The 15,602-nt window shown below is 42.4% G+C and carries 14 protein-coding genes; 7 read left to right on the top strand and 7 right to left on the bottom strand.

Going from position 1 to position 15,602, the window contains the following annotated elements; genetic code table 11:
* Both ES017_RS14905 and ES017_RS14900 read left to right on the top strand, forming a co-directional pair.
* On the top strand, positions 1 to 114 hold a 114-nt coding region (locus tag ES017_RS14905), incomplete at its 5' end, for a transposase (protein WP_171334972.1).
* A gap of 335 nt (positions 115 to 449) precedes the next feature.
* Positions 450 to 962 carry a hypothetical protein gene (locus tag ES017_RS14900; RefSeq protein ID WP_042535761.1) on the top strand — a complete coding sequence of 171 codons (513 nt, stop codon included), beginning with the start codon at positions 450 to 452 and terminating at the stop codon, positions 960 to 962.
* A gap of 9 nt (positions 963 to 971) precedes the next feature.
* Here the strand turns inward: ES017_RS14900 and ES017_RS14895 are convergent, their stop codons facing one another.
* Genes ES017_RS14895 through ES017_RS14885 form a run of 3 tightly spaced genes read right to left on the bottom strand, consistent with a single transcriptional unit; the run spans position 972 to position 4,544 of the window.
* Positions 972 to 2,654, bottom strand: a complete 1,683-nt coding sequence (locus ES017_RS14895) for an acyl-CoA dehydrogenase family protein (protein WP_021096062.1) — start codon at positions 2,652 to 2,654, stop codon at positions 972 to 974.
* Positions 2,632 to 4,161: a class I adenylate-forming enzyme family protein gene (locus ES017_RS14890; RefSeq protein WP_021096061.1), complete on the bottom strand. Its 1,530-nt coding sequence runs from the start codon at positions 4,159 to 4,161 to the stop codon at positions 2,632 to 2,634. The genes ES017_RS14895 and ES017_RS14890 overlap by 23 nt, the downstream gene beginning before the upstream one ends.
* Positions 4,158 to 4,544 (bottom strand): MerR family transcriptional regulator, encoded by a 387-nt coding sequence (locus ES017_RS14885; protein WP_021096060.1) that lies wholly within the window; start codon positions 4,542 to 4,544, stop codon positions 4,158 to 4,160. The genes ES017_RS14890 and ES017_RS14885 overlap by 4 nt, the downstream gene beginning before the upstream one ends.
* 140 nt (positions 4,545 to 4,684) lie before the next feature.
* Here ES017_RS14885 and ES017_RS14880 point away from each other — a divergent pair, with 140 nt between their 5' ends.
* Positions 4,685 to 5,236: a Uma2 family endonuclease gene (locus ES017_RS14880; protein ID WP_021096059.1), complete on the top strand. Its 552-nt coding sequence runs from the start codon at positions 4,685 to 4,687 to the stop codon at positions 5,234 to 5,236.
* A gap of 46 nt (positions 5,237 to 5,282) precedes the next feature.
* On the opposite strand, the gene ES017_RS14875 is transcribed toward ES017_RS14880, so the two are convergent.
* Complete coding sequence (locus ES017_RS14875; protein WP_171335248.1) at positions 5,283 to 7,259, bottom strand: acetoacetate--CoA ligase; 1,977 nt, start codon at positions 7,257 to 7,259, stop codon at positions 5,283 to 5,285.
* A 115-nt stretch (positions 7,260 to 7,374) separates the two neighbouring features.
* Complete coding sequence (locus ES017_RS14870) at positions 7,375 to 9,297, bottom strand: FapA family protein (protein WP_171335247.1); 1,923 nt, start codon at positions 9,295 to 9,297, stop codon at positions 7,375 to 7,377.
* A 117-nt stretch (positions 9,298 to 9,414) separates the two neighbouring features.
* On the opposite strand from ES017_RS14870, the gene ES017_RS14865 reads away from it, so the two are divergent.
* Positions 9,415 to 9,885, top strand: coding sequence for a PCYCGC motif-containing (lipo)protein (locus tag ES017_RS14865; protein ID WP_042895532.1), 471 nt, complete (start codon positions 9,415 to 9,417; stop codon positions 9,883 to 9,885).
* 24 nt (positions 9,886 to 9,909) lie between these two features.
* Here the strand turns inward: ES017_RS14865 and ES017_RS14860 are convergent, their stop codons facing one another.
* Positions 9,910 to 11,139: an ABC transporter permease gene (locus tag ES017_RS14860; protein ID WP_042895530.1), complete on the bottom strand. Its 1,230-nt coding sequence runs from the start codon at positions 11,137 to 11,139 to the stop codon at positions 9,910 to 9,912.
* The gene (locus ES017_RS14855) at positions 11,129 to 12,031 is read right to left on the bottom strand and encodes an ABC transporter ATP-binding protein (RefSeq protein ID WP_021096086.1); all 903 of its coding nucleotides are present in this window, start codon (positions 12,029 to 12,031) and stop codon (positions 11,129 to 11,131) included. The genes ES017_RS14860 and ES017_RS14855 overlap by 11 nt, the downstream gene beginning before the upstream one ends.
* A gap of 258 nt (positions 12,032 to 12,289) precedes the next feature.
* Between ES017_RS14855 and ES017_RS14850 the strand changes: the two genes are divergently transcribed.
* From ES017_RS14850 to ES017_RS14840, 3 genes are all read left to right on the top strand, one after another.
* Entirely contained in the window at positions 12,290 to 12,685 is a 396-nt protein-coding gene (locus tag ES017_RS14850; RefSeq protein WP_216367580.1) for an apolipoprotein A1/A4/E family protein, read from the top strand.
* Positions 12,686 to 12,991: 306 nt separating this feature from the next.
* Positions 12,992 to 14,110 carry a glutamate 5-kinase gene (proB, locus tag ES017_RS14845; protein WP_021096022.1) on the top strand — a complete coding sequence of 373 codons (1,119 nt, stop codon included), beginning with the start codon at positions 12,992 to 12,994 and terminating at the stop codon, positions 14,108 to 14,110.
* A 21-nt stretch (positions 14,111 to 14,131) separates the two neighbouring features.
* A complete protein-coding gene (locus ES017_RS14840) occupies positions 14,132 to 15,373 on the top strand; it encodes a glutamate-5-semialdehyde dehydrogenase (RefSeq protein WP_075039651.1) in 1,242 nt (413 codons plus the stop codon).
* Positions 15,374 to 15,602: the final 229 nt, after the last annotated feature.

The raw sequence follows: 15,602 nt of genomic DNA, 5'->3' as shown, positions 1-15,602 counted from the left end.
AAAATGGAAGGAACGAATAACAAGATCAAGCTGATCAAACGTCGGGGATATGGATACAGAAATATCCAGCGTTTTGCATTACGGGTTCGGTTAGAAACGACTAACATACTTTAATGGCAGGTGCAAGTACATCTTTTGGTGATGAACCGTTTTTTTGTATAAATAACAAGAGAGGGAGGTGAAAAAATGGGGAAAAAGCATATTCATATATATGTTGGTAGCCAATATTGTTCACAACAACATTTTCCTTATCACAATCACTGCCTAAACCATTGTTACCGTTACAGAAGTAACTGTCATTGTCATTTCCATTATATACCCCACAAAAAACATTGTAAAAAACGTCATAATACATGCTATAAAAATCATCAATATAAAAATAAAGGCTATCCATGCACTTACTGTGTCGAAGATGATGACGAATAAAAGACTACAGGAGGATGAAAATAATGAAAAAGATAGGAATTACACCTGATCACTTATATCCAATCGGTTGCACACCATTTTTCCATTATGAAACTGATTCTATCGTTCTTCATCCTCCTCAATCCCCTCATTTGCATACAATTGAAGTGCTTGTTTCTATATCCATGGATCGAAAAAAGACATTGCAAACCCCCTCAGGAAAAAAATTAATTTTTTTAGGGAAAAAACATATTCGTATCAACTATGAAACAACCAATCATACGATCTCAGTAGTCGAATGTTCAACTCCACTTAGTATTACAGTTTTTCAATGCGAACACATCCATGATATTTTTGTTGCCATTGAGGATATAGATGTAATTAAACGTCACAAACGCCTATTATTTGTATACACCTTTTTATGTGTTATTCCAATTAACTTAAGAGGCAACTGTATTTGCTCAAATCCACCAAAACCACAAATAACTTCTATACCAAATACAAAAAATAACCTGTATTTGTCCCCTAACATTCAACGCATATCGAAAAATCAATAAGCCTGCTGATTACCGGTTTATTGATTTTTCGTCTTCCCTCGTTTCATTCATCACTAAATCAAAATGACGAACCGATAACATCTCGTCATCGAATAAATCGCATCCCCAAATATGCTGTAAAAAGAGGCGAGCGATGATTTGTTTGCGTTCGCTTTCTTCCGCTTCTTTTAACGCAACGACACTTACATACAAGTCGCAAAGGCGGTTGGCGATTTTTTTGGCGTGATACGTTTGCACGTCTTCATGTTGTCCGTGCAGTTTTTGAAGCGACTGCACCAATTCATGCAGCCCGCTTTCGATCGGTTTAGCAAATACACGTATTTCGCTAGGAAGTGCAGCTAGTTGTTCGCTTATTGTTTGAATAAATGTTTCATGAATGCAATATTTGCGGATAAGACGCAACACTTCGAGTCCTAAAATGTTTGCTGTTCCTTCCCACACTGTCAACACTTGTGCATCGCGAAGCAAACGCGGCGTGACAAAATCTTCGATATAGCCGTTGCCACCGTGCATTTCAATTGCTTCATGGGCAAATGTAATGGCTTCTTCGGCTGTACGCATTTTTAAAAGCGCAATTAATAAGCGATTCCATGCTTTTTCTTGCTCAGACGCGCGATCTGGCGCGCGCATGACACGGTCAAAAAAGGAGATTAGCTCAAAACAAGCGCTCGTTTGCACTTCTTGACGCGCCGTTAAGTTCGCTAGCGTTTCTTTCACCATCGGATACGATGTAAGTGTATGCCCAAATGCTTGTCGATTTTCCGCATATTGCTTCGCTTCTTCTAGCGCTCGCTTCATGATGCCAATCGAGGCGACGGCATTGCAGACACGCGATAAGTTGAGCGCTTCCATCATATAATAAAACCCTTTTTTCGCATCACCAATTAAATAAGCTTTTGCCCCTTCAAATACGACTTCCGCTGACGGCACAGCGCGAACGCCGAGTTTATCTTTGAGGCGGCGAATGTGAATGCCGTTTAATGTGCCGTCATCATTACGCCACGGCACTAAAAATAAACTAAGCCCTTTCGTCCCCAGCTCGCTTCCGTCGATGCGGGCAAGCACTAAGGCAACACCGCACATGCCAGCGTTGCTCGCAAAATATTTTTCTCCATAAATTTCGTAATGGTCGCCGCACAAAACGGCGCGCACTTCATTGGCGCCAACGTCAGAACCGCCTTGCCGTTCCGTTAAAAACGTCGCCCCTTCATACAACTCGACTTCTCCTGTCGAAATGACGTGCGGCAAATATTTTGCTTTGATTCGTTCATCCGCAAAATGCTCTAACACGTACGCCGTTGCCATCGTAAGAGTCACCGGGCAATAAAACCCCGGCTCGACTTGTGATAACAAATAGCCTTGGGCATACGAGTAAATGTAATTGCCAACACGGCCAAGCGCAGGAATTGGTTTATGGACATAGCCGACAATGCCTGTTTCATACGTTTCTTTCACCGTTTGCTTATATCCTTCGTTCACCCATATTTCGGAAATATCGTTACCAAAACGGTCATATTTGATAAGTCGCGGCTGGCCTTCACGGTCTGTATGTACCGCGCGTCGGTCGATATCGGTCATGCAACGTTGCCAAAACTTCTCTAACTCTTCTTCCGCATACGCAAAAAATTCTTCGTCTAAATATTTTTTTAAATTAGCAAGTAAGTTCGGATCAACTTCTTGTAGCCGTTTCATGATCCATCCCCCTTAACACTTGTTTTAATATTTTCCCTGTCGCATTGCGCGGCAGTTCATGAATGGCTTCGTAAAGTTTTGGAATTTTATAGTCTGCGAGTTTATCCGAAAGAAAACGTTTACATTCTTCCTCAAGCTGCTCGATTGGCTCTTTTGTTACAACAAACGCTTTCACCGTTTCGCCCCATTCACGATGCGGCACACCAACAACCGCCACATCGACAATCGCCGGATGCAGCTTTAGTGCATCTTCCACTTCTTTCGGGTAAATGTTCACCCCGCCGGAAATGATCATATCTTTTTTTCGATCGACGATCCAAATGTACCCATCTTCGTCACGGCGCGCTAAATCGCCTGTGTATAGCCAGCCGTTTTTCACCGTTTCCGCTGTTTTTTCTTCGTCTTTATAATAGCCTTTCATAATACCTTCTCCAGCTAAGACGACTTCACCAACCTCGCCAGGCGGAACTTCTTTGCCGTGTTCATCGACAATTTTCACTTCACAATGAAGAGCAGCATCTTTGCCCACGCTCCCTGCCTTTGTCGCGTGTTCTTCTGGCGATAAATACGTCCCGTTCGGACCGGCTTCCGTTAGTCCGTATAAACACATGAGTCGATTGGTGCGAAACTGTTTGGCGACAAATTGTACTTCCTTTGCTGATAGCGGTGCGCCGCCATACGTCCAATATTGGACGGACGATAAATCGTATTCGTGAAGACGCGGATGTTGTGCCGTGAGTAAATAAGCAACTGGTGCTCCGAAAAAGTGGGTAATTTCGTGTTTCGTGATCAGTTGTAGCAATGCTTCTGGGGAAAATGTTGCTGATAACACATGGGTGGCCCCGACGTACATGCCGCCGACAAAAAATAAATGAAGCGGTGCGGAATGGCTAAGCGGCATCATATGCAATAGGCGGCTATGTTTATCCATTTTCGTTTCGAGCGCCATCATCGTTGCGACGGCTAAAATATTGCGGTACGTGAACAAGACACCTTTCGGGCGACCTGTCGTTCCTGACGTGTATAAAATCGTCGCTTCGTCATCTTCGTTCAGCGAGCAAACGATCGGGAACGTATGGCCGTTTGCAATGAGCTGCGTGAGCGAACGCCAACCGTCTGTTGTCTCTCCTGTTTTCACCCAAATGACGTCAACTGTATGAACAAGCGAGGCAAGTTCTTCATAAATCCAATCGTGCGCGATGACAGCTTTTGCTTCGCTATGTTCGATAATGTATTGCACTTCTTGGGCAGTTAGCCGCGCATTAACAGGTACGGTGATTGCGCCAAGGCGTAAGACAGCAAAATACGCATATAAAAACTCTTTCGTGTTCGGCATATACAATACGACTTTATCGCCTTGTGTGATGCCGAGCGAAGCGAGCGAAGAGGCGAGCCGATTAACTGTATCGTCTACTTCTTGATAAGAAAGCGATACGTCGCCATCAATTAGTGCTGTTTTATTCAGAAACTTTCGCGCATTGCGCGCTAACAACTCAGAAATGTTCATTCGATTCCCTCCAGTTTTTGTAATCGTTCACGAAAATCCGCCAAAATCGACTCCATTTCTTGTTTTAACTGCATTAAATCCTCAATCCGCTCCGTCACCTCCTTTAACTTTTGCTCGCCATATGCGATTGTTTTTTCCAGCTGTTTTCGACCGGTGCGATCGTTATCAAACAAGCTAATCATTTCATGAATTTCATCTAATGAAAAGCCGAACCGTTTCCCTCGTAAAATAAGCTTTAAAACAGCTCGGTCCTTTTTCGTATACAGCCGCTGGCCCGACTCAGTACGAATTGGTGAAATGAGCCCGCGCTCTTCATAATAGCGGATCGTTCGTGTGCTAACATCAAACTGCTCGGCAAGTTGGGAGATCGTATAATAATTCATCCTCTTCACCTTTATTTTTAAATTTTCTGAATTTTATTTTAGTTTACGTTTACGTAAAAGTCAATGAAAAATGTTTATTCATATCAAAAGTACATTTGCTATAATGGTAACAACTATATTCAGAAAGGTAGGAGGACGATATGGTCTTTCCACAAAAGCGAAAACCGTTTACGTACGCAGAGTATGTACAGCTTAGCGATGGTGATCGTTATGAAATGATCAATGGAAAGCTTTACAACATGGCACCAGCTCCTACTCCGAAACACCAACAAGTGGTCACGCTACTTAGCGCGGAGTTTGTCACGCATTTACGTGGGAAAACAGGCCGTATATTCGTTTCTCCGATCGATGTTTGTTTTTCTAATGACGAATGGGTTCAACCTGACATTGTTATCGTCTGCGATTCGAACAAAATTAGCGATGAACGCATTATTGGGCCACCTGATATCATTGTCGAAGTGCTATCGCCGTCTACCGCAAAAAAAGATCGGTTAATTAAATATAGACGGTACGAACAGGCAGGGGTGCACGAATATTGGATTGTTGACCCCGTTCATGAGTATGTGGAAGTACATGTGCTAAAAGACGGAGCATACCAGCTTTACGGTACGTATTTTAAAGGAGACGCGATTCCTGTTCAGCTATTTGGGCATTTTTCGATTCACGCAGACAATATTTTTCTCCCACAATGAAAAAAGAAGCATGTCTAAGGCTGTTGCCAAACGGCAACAGCCTTGCTTATACGTTCGAATGTTCCCATTGTTTTGCAAGTTCAATAAAGAAAGAAAGCGATTCGGGGTTTGCCATTGAGCCGACGTTCACCGCTTTTTCGAGCGGGAAGCCTAACAACAGTTTGCGAATAGGGATTTCCATTTTCTTTCCGTTTAACGTTTTTGGGATTTGGTCGACTTGGTAAATCTCATCTGGAATAAAGCGCGGTGATACGTGCGCTTTAATAGCTTCTTTCACTCGTTGTTTTAACGCATCGTCTAGCTCTACCCCTGGCTGAAGGACGACAAACAATGGCATAAACGATTTCCGCCCCATCACTTCTAAGTCAATGACTAAGCTGTCGAGAATGCCTTCAACCGTTTCAACAGCGCGATAAATTTCGCTCGTGCCCATCCTCACGCCCGCACGGTTAACCGTCGAATCGGAACGGCCGTAAATGATACAGCTCCCTTCGTCGTCAATTTTAATCCAATCTCCATGTTTCCATACGCCTGGATACGTATCAAAATAGCTTTCGAGATAGCGGTGGTCGTTTTCGTCATTCCAGAAAAAGAGCGGCATTGAAGGCATCGGTTCCGTGATGACTAGTTCCCCGACTTCGTTGATCAGCGAATGCCCATGTTCATCAAACGCTTGCACATTCGCCCCAAGCGAACGGCATTGCAGCATGCCGGCACGAACCGGCAGCACCGGCGACCCACCGACAAATGCGGTGCATACATCCGTTCCCCCGCTGCATGAAACGAGCCAAACATCTTTCACATGTTCATACACCCAAAGAAACCCTTCGGTCGTCAGCGGCGATCCGGTCGACAGAACCGCTTGCAAATGAGAGAAATCGTAGGTATCTTTCGGCCTCATGCCTTGTTTCATGCAGACGTTAATAAACGCTGCGCTTGTGCCAAAATGGGTGATTTTTGCTTTTTCGGCAAGTTCCCATAACACGTTCGCATCTGGAAACGTCGGACTTCCGTCGTAAAGTACGACTGTTGCCCCGACTAACAGCCCGCCAACTAAAAAGTTCCACATCATCCAACCAGTCGTCGTAAACCAGAAAAACGTGCTATCGTGTGCAATGTTGTATTCAATCGATAAAATTTTCAAATGTTCTAATAAAATGCCGCCATGTCCTTGTACAATCGGCTTTGGCAACCCGGTTGTCCCGGAAGAATATAAAATCCAAAGCGGATGAGCAAACGGCACTTGTTCATATATAAGCTCGCCCTCTTCTTTCAACACGTCCGTCCATAACAAAACAGACTCGTCCCACGGACTGACATCGTTGCGTAAATACGGAACGACAATCGTCTTTTTTAACGATGGCAGTTTTTCTTGTAATTGTTTAACAATAGGTACTTTGTCGAACGTTTTTCCGTTATATTGGCAACCGTCCACCGCAAACAAAACCGTCGGCTCAATTTGTTGGAAGCGGTCGATGACGCCGTTGGCACCAAAATCCGGGGAACAACTTGACCATATCGCGCCAATGCTCGCGCACGCCAAAAACGCAACGACTGTTTCGGGAATGTTCGGCATATAAGCAACGACGCGATCGCCTTGTTTCACGCCAAGTTTTTTCAATGCCGAAGCGACCGTCGCTGTTTGTTGTTTTAACTCTTCCCATGTCACTTCACGTAGTGAAACACGCTCAGAACGAAACAAAAGCGCTGGCTTCTCCTTCATGTTGCGGAAAATATGTTCCGCATAGTTTAACCGTGCACCTGGAAACCAGTTTGCTCTCAGCATTTTTCGCTCCTCAAGGACGCACGTATAAGGCTTCGACGATTGAATCTCCCCATATTCCCACACTGTTTCCCAAAATTGCTCAAGTTTCTCGACCGACCATTTCCACAGCTCCGCGTGCGACTCAAACGTCAGCCCTTTATTCGTTTCTAGCCAATTCATATACTTTTTTACGCTTGATTGTTCGATTTGTTCTTTCGTCGGTGTCCATAAAATATCCCCATTCGTAACCGCTTTCATTTTCCAACCTCCCCTTTTTAAAAAGAAAGAAAATTAAGAACATTTTTATTATACTATATGCATAAATGAAAAAATATATAAAAAGACGCATGGTCTTTGTTGCCAATACGCCTTCTTATCCAAACACAATTTCTTGACGTTCATCGTCCCATTTCATTTCAACATATTTTTTTTCTTCATAAAATGTATACGTCCTTTTACCAAATTGCACAACAGTTCCTTCCCACGCGTGTTCAATATAAATGATCTCCCCTTTTGGCACAGCCAATACGGTCTTAATGCCAAGTGAAGATCCGACTTCTTTCACTTTCATTCCTTTTTGGGCATACGCTTCTCCACCGCGCAATACCCCATGAACCGTCAATGTTCCACCGGCATAAATATTGCAATTGTAGCATCCTTTTCCTGTCACAATTACATCACCACTTCCATGAATGACGCTATTTAAGGCATAAGAAAGCTCAATTGCATCATTCTCTTCACGATCATATTGTCCGATAAACGTATTGAGTTCACGAAGTAAATTGGCCATCCCTTCTAAACAATGAAAATGATTCGGACGATCCGCAAACAAACAGCCGTCCAACTGCGAACCGATATCAAACCATTGTTCGCCGATTTGGTCTCGTTTTTGCTCACACATTGTTTTATACTGCCTCATTGCCTCCATCATTGTTTGAAATTTACTTTCGATCAACTTTTTCGTAATTGGATAAATATCTTGTTCGCGAATTTTAGACATGACCATAAGTTGTTGGATCGTAACAATCATTCGCTCAAGTGAGTGGCGAATTTGTTGTAATAAACCAATAAGCTGCGTAACAAGCATTTTATTTTCCCCTGATGTCACTGTACCACCAATGACGTTTTGTTGAATAAAAATCGATTGTTGCGCACGAATTTTTGCTCGATTGACATTTTGTAAAATCATAATGCTACCAAGTGCCTCAACAACCATTTCTTCTTGAACGTTTCCTGTAATTTCGACATCACCTTTAAAATGAATGTTTCCTACTGATAAATCCACATCTCCTTGATGAACGAGCTTTGGAATGATGGAAACGACAACTGTTTTTCCTTTTTTCGCTATTTGTGGTCGTCCCCCCTGTATAGCTAAAATGCGATTTTCATCCATCGTTACCCCTTTACCAAGTTTGATTGTCACCGAATGCACTTCTTTCACAGGGATCACTTCGTTTGTCACCGTTAACCCTGGTTTCCCTTGTTGCGGGGGATGAACAACAGCAATTAAATCTCCTTCACCGACAGTCGCAATCGTTTCTATTTCCCTATAATCAACTGTCCCGTCTTCACGAACTTTTGGCTTTTTTCTCCCCTCCCCTACTTTTACTTCCACCCAACCGTCTTTTCCTTCGATTGGTTCAATTCCTTTTGCGATCACAGCCGTTATTTTTTTCTCTGCCTGCAACGCCTCTCGAATAGCTTCTTCATTCACTCCATACACGATTCCTAATTCTTGAAGTTTCGCCATCACTTGCTCATATGACACATCATAGATAAGTTCTGTCTCCATTTTCGCTTGTATATGTAATTTGCTAGCTGGTTGCTGATCTTCAAGTACATAGCGGCGTCGTACACCTGGTGCAAACGTCAGCGTTGCCTCTAGCTTCTTAGCATCTATGTCAATTTTCCAAACAGATTGGGCGATGCTTTCTTCTTTCGGATAAATGCGAACGTCGTCTCCTTCTTGTAGCGTTATACTTCCTTCGATCGCTTTTCCGTTATGTAAACAGATGACTCCTTCACCAACGACAATCGTTGGACCTTCATGCACACATTCATAATGTAAAACACCGTCTTTCACCCACGCTTTACCTTCTATTTTTTGGATAACTGATTCGGTTTGTTGTTTTTTTGTCAATCGGACAATAGCAGGTTGCGAAACGATACCGAACAACTTTTTACGCTCTTGTTGAACGATTTCAATGACTACATCTTCGCGTGTCACTTGAAGCTGCTTTAGCCCTTCTTCAATCGCTTCTTCTACCGTTTGTCCTTTCACTTCGATGCCATCCATTTTTCCCCCGCCTTTTTCCTTATCATTTACTATTATTTTTATTATAATAGTAAAAAGATAAAAGAAATAGTGAAAAAAGTCGGACAAAACAATCATTGTTGAAAAGGATGGTTCCATATGAGAAAACAATTTATGTTTAGTTCCATACTTTCCGTCAGTTTATTGTTCAGTGGTTGTGCACAAAACGAAAATGATCACGCAACTGAACATCAGACAGGAGATATTCGAGAAGAGACTGCCTCGATTCACGAACTTCCATCGTTTTTAGCATCTTACAATGAGTCGATGATCCATTTATACGAACAAGTAGCAACACATCGAACATTGTTAGAAAACATTCCTTGTTATTGCGGTTGTGGTGAATCGGCAGGTCATGAAAACAATTATGATTGTTTCGTATATGAAAACAAAAGCAACGGTGCAATCGTCTGGGATGATCATGCGACAAAATGTGGCGTTTGTTTAGAAATCGCATCCATCTCAATCGAACAATATGAAAAAGGAATGTCTGTGAAAGACATTCGCCGCCTTATTGATGAAACATATAAAGAAGGCTATGCGAAACCAACGCTGACAAAGCCGATGTAAAAAACCGAGCAATCAGCTCGGTTTTCATCTTTTTGTTAATTGCCACGCTCGTTTCAAGTCTTTCCAGGAAGACGCTTGATTGTACATCAGTACGCCACCACGATATATTTTTGATCCAAACACGAATAAAAAGGCAATCGTTCCAACGAGCAAAGCGAGACTAAGGACGATTTCCCAAATCGGAACATTTAACATCCCAATTCTTAAAAACATAATCATCGGAGTAAAAAACGGGACAAACGACATTACAGTAATAAATGGAGATTCCGGTACATTAAGCCCAACCATCGCCATAATAAACGCGGCAACAACGAGCATCGTCACAGGACCAGCCATTTGTTGCACTTCTTCTACTCGGCTAACAATCGAACCAAGCACAGCAAATAACATTGCATATAACAAATAACCGAGCAAGAAAAAGATCATTCCGTATACAAGTAAAGAAAGCGGTAGTTTTTCCATTCCGAGTAACTGACTTAACATAGCGCTATTTTGCAGTGATGTATAACCGACAGTGAAAATCACAACAAACTGCGTCAAACTCAACAAAGCAATCCCTAAAATTTTCCCGAATAATTGTTGAATTGGTGAAGTGCTTGAAATTAAAATTTCCATAATGCGTGATGACTTTTCTGTTGCTACTTCCATCATAATCATACTTCCGTACATTAACACGAACATATACATCGCAAACAGTAAAACATACACGATCGTTCTAGCTTGATCTAATTGTTCTTCTGTTTTTGCGTGTTTTTCAAGCGCTACTTTCTCTATCGCAATCGGTGCATATAATGCATTGATTTGGTCATATGTTAATCCGATTTGTTTCGCCATCATCGCAATTTTTACTTGTTGTAGTGCTTGCTCAATTTCATGAGTGACATCGCTATCTGCAATATTTTTCGCATAATATGCTACTTTCGGCTGTCCATTTTGTACATGAAGTACAATATACGCATACCACTTTTCTGTTTGAACATATTTTTTCGCTTGTTCTTCGTTTTCATCATGGCGAACAAGTTTTATTTCTTTATTTGACTGCATTTGTGCTTGCAGCGCTTCGTACCATCCGTTCGTTTGATCGATCACACCGATCGTTTTTTGACCATTATCGCTAAACGCTTCAATAATGCGATCTAATTGACCAATACCAAATATAATGAGAGTAGTAATCACCGTTGAAATGAAAAAAGACTTTGATTTTAATTTCGTCATATACGTATGAGCAAAAACAATCCAAAATTTATTGTTCATACGCTGCACCTACTTTCTCAATAAAAATGTCATTCAGCGATGGTTCTTCTAATGAAAACGTACGAATGAATCCTTTCGCATAAATGTGCTCAAGAATGTGCTGTGATACGTGTTCATCAGCTATTTGCAAACGAACTCCTTCAACTGTTTTCTCCATTTTCAATACGCCTGGAACTTCTGTTAACGTTTCAAACGGTAACTCTCCGTGAATGATCACATTTTTTTTGCCGAAAGATCTCTTTAACTCTTTCATTGATCCGTGCACAATCGGTTTTCCTTTATGCATAATACATATATGTTCACATAGTTGCTCGACATGTTCCATCCGATGGCTTGAAAAGACGATTGTTGTTCCTTGTTGCTGTAAGTCAATCACTGCCTCTTTTAACATTTCTACATTTACTGGATCTAGTCCGCTAAACGGTTCGTCTAAAATAAGTAATGACGGACGATGTAACACCGCAGCGATAAATTGAATCTTTTGTTGATTGCCTTTTGATAATTGTTCTACTTTTTGATTTTCATATTGTGGTATTTTAAAACGATCGAGCCAATAACGCATTTCTTTTACAATGTCTTCTTTATGTAACCCTCGCAATCTTCCTAAATAAATGAGCTGTTCTTTTACTTTCAACTTTGGATACAGCCCTCTTTCTTCTGGTAAATACCCAATGAGGTGACTATGCTTGTACGTGATGCGTTCACCGTTCCACGTAATCTCCCCTTTCGTCGGCTCAAGCAACCCTAAAATCATTCGGAATGTTGTCGTTTTTCCTGCTCCATTCGCTCCAAGAAACCCAAACATACGCTGTTCTGGAATCGATAATGTTACGTCATCTACTGCTACAAACGAACCAAACTGTTTTGTCACATGTTGTAAAACTAAACCCATGTTTCTCACTCCTCCCTTTATTCCATTATAACGTATAAATCTAGGTAAAAGTTTCATATATTTACTTTTTTATGTTCAAAAAATGACGAGAAACATGCTTCTTTCTTGTCCGTCATTCATTTATAATGAAAAGTAAAGGGGAGGTGAATCGAAGTGGAGAAAGAAATAATTGTAAAAGAAATTGTGAAAGCGCTCGAACTATTCTCAGACAAAATTCGTGATGAAATGCAGGAGATGGGCAGTTAGCTTCGGGCGGAAATGCAGGAAATGGGAAGCCAACTTCGGACCGAAATGCAAGAAATGGGCAACCAACTCCGAACGGAAATGCAAGAAATGGGCAACCAACTCCGAACGGAAATGCAAGAAATGGGCAACCAACTCCGAACGGAAATGCAAGAAATGGGCAACCAACTTCGGACCGAAATGCAGGAAATGGGAAGCCAGCTCCGGGCTGAAATTAGTGCGGTGGAAAGCAAATTAGAAGCAAAAATCGACGAACTAAAACAAGAGACGAACGAACAATTTAAACAACTCAACGAAAAAATCGATCACTTACGAGACGAGCTATCAGATACACAAGAAACCGTTGATCTGCTTTCTTCCAAAACACTCCAACATGAGCGAAAACTTCGTCTTTTATCCAAACAGTCGTAAAATCCGTTGACATCTTCGCTTTTTTGTTTCATAATTCTAAAAAATATAATAAGTGAAAACGGCACGGGACAAGTAAACCGATGGAATGTGCAAGAGAGTGGAACTCATAGGCTGGAAGGTTCCTCACAGAAAGTCGGTTGAACCTACCCTATATGGCCGCTTATGCAAACATAAGTCGTCTCCCCACGTTACGGGGCAAGAGGTGGGCGCTTTGCGCCAAAAAAGGTGGTACCGCGGAAACAACGCTTTTCCGTCCTTTTCTATAAGGGCGGAGAAGCGTTTTTATTTTAAGAAAGGAGTGAAACGGTGAAAAAAAAGCGAATTGTCGTCAAAATTGGGAGTAGTTCATTAACGGAAAAAAGCGGAACACTCTCGGAACAAAAACTACGCGAACATGTTGAAGCGCTTGCGTATATGAAACAGCTCGGACATGACGTCATTCTCATTTCCTCTGGCGCAGTCGCTGCTGGGTTTGGGTTGCTTGGGTATCGTTCGCGCCCAAAAACGATCGCTGGAAAACAAGCAGCCGCCGCAGTCGGTCAAGGAGTGCTGATGCAAAGCTACATTTCAGCCTTTCGTTCATTTGGTATCGTCACCGGGCAGCTATTGTTAACACGAGCAGATTTTTACGATCGCGAGCGATTTCGTAACTTATTTGCGACGATTTCTACATTGTTAGAACGAGGTGTGCTCCCGATTATTAACGAAAACGACTCCGTTTCCGTTGAAGAGTTGACATTTGGGGATAACGATTTATTGTCGGCGCTTGTGAGTGGATTTTTGCATGCGGATGCTCTCATCATTTTAACGGACGTTAACGGGCTGTATGATCAAAACCCGAAACGTGCTGAAGCAAAAAAATATCATTTTCTATCAGAGATTACTGACGAACTGATTACCCAAGCAGGTGGAAGCGGATCAACGGTTGGAACAGGGGGGATGAAATCAAAGCTGTTGGCAGCACAAAAGGCACTTTCTTTCGGTGTTAGCGTTTTTATCGGCACAGGCGCTGGCAAAGAAAAATTGCAACATATTCTAGAAGGAAAAGGCGACGGGACGTATATCGGATCCCCTTTTCAAGAACATATGCAAATGCGTAAACAATGGATCGCGTACCATTCCGAAGTCACAGGAGCGATTGAAATTGATGAAGGGGCAGAAACAGCCATTTTGCATAAAGGAAAAAGTTTATTGCCTGCCGGTGTAACGAACGTAGTCGGCTCATTTCAAGCACTTGATGTCGTCAATGTCGTCAATCAAAAAGGCGATGTGATCGCTAGAGGGCAAGTATATTATGCGGCTAACGATTTAGCGAAGGTAAAAGGTCTTTCAAGCGAGGAAGCAAAACGATACTCTTTCCACCACCGCCCAGAAGTTATTCATCGCGACAACTTAGTATGTTTCAAAAAGACATCTGTCTGTTAAAAACGAAAGGAGCGAAAACGAATGAGTGAATTAATCGTGAAAGCGAAAAAGTTAAAGCAAGCGGCTAAGCAATTAGGAATATTATCAACAGAAGAAAAAAACAACGCGCTCGCGATGATTGCCGAAGCGTTAGTTGCGCAAATGGCGTACATTTTACAAGAAAACGAAAAAGATATGACGATCGGAAAAGAAAACGGTCTCTCCCCTTCATTGCTTGATCGGCTGCAGCTCACGGAAGAACGCATTCAACAAATCGCTGATGGGGTTCGCCAAGTCATCGACCTACCAGATCCGATCGGGGAAACAATTGAACAATGGACGCGACCAAATGGGCTACTATTAAAACAAATTCGTGTACCGCTCGGCGTTGTTGGGATGGTGTACGAAGCGCGGCCAAACGTCACCGTTGATGCCGCTAGCCTTTGTTTAAAAACAGGAAATGCTGTCTTGTTGCGCGGCAGTTCTTCTGCCATTCACTCCAATAAAGCGCTTGTTTCCGTTATGCAACAAGCATTAAAACAGTCGAAAATTCCGACAGACGCCATTCAACTGTTAGAAGATACGAGCCGTGAAACTGCTCAACAAATGTTTCGTCTAAAAGAGTATGTAGACGTCCTCATTCCACGCGGCGGTGCAGGGCTTATTCAGTCGGTCATCGAAAACGCAACGATCCCTGTATTAGAAACAGGTGTCGGCAATTGCCATATTTTTATCGACGACTCCGCACAAAAAGAAATGGCGATCGATATCGTCATCAATGCGAAACTGCAACGTCCATCCGTCTGCAATGCGGTCGAAACGGTGATTGTTCATAAACAATGGCCGTATATAAAAGAGTTGCTTGAAACGTTGCATGAAAAAGGTGTCGAATTGCGTGCTGACAAACCACTTGCGGATACATATCCGTTCGTCCGTGAGGCAAAAGAAGAAGATTGGGCAACCGAATTTCTAGCACCCATTTTAGCGGTGAAGCTCGTTGAAACGGTGGACGAAGCGATGGAACATATTGAACGATACGGAACGAAACATTCCGAAGCGATTATTTCCGAATGCAACGAACATGTAGAGCAGTTTTTCACTCGCGTCGATGCTGCTGTATTGTACCATAACGCCTCCACTCGCTTTACCGACGGCGAACAATTCGGATACGGCGCTGAAATCGGCATTAGCACACAAAAACTGCACGCTCGTGGTCCGATGGGCTTACGCGCCATCACGACAACGAAAACGCTCGTGTATGGAAACGGGCAAGTGCGAAAATAACAACCAGCCTCCGCGTGGGGCTGGTTAAAACATATTCAATAACTTTTTCCATTCTTCATAGTACACTTCTCTCGGAACCTTATACCACGTATGAATTTTATTGGCTCTTCACCACAAGTTGTACTTGATCATTTAAGATCGGTGTGCATATAGAAAATAGGGGTACAAAAAATGCGAATTTTCCTGTATGGTAAAGGTGACCAAACCAAACCATTGGAGGAAAATTCGC

The sequence above is a fragment of the Anoxybacillus sp. EFIL genome, from assembly GCF_013096955.1.
Taxonomy (GTDB): domain Bacteria; phylum Bacillota; class Bacilli; order Bacillales; family Anoxybacillaceae; genus Anoxybacillus; species Anoxybacillus ayderensis.
The sequence above is the reverse complement of the archived record's forward strand: the minus strand, read 5'-3'. Positions and strand labels throughout refer to the sequence as shown.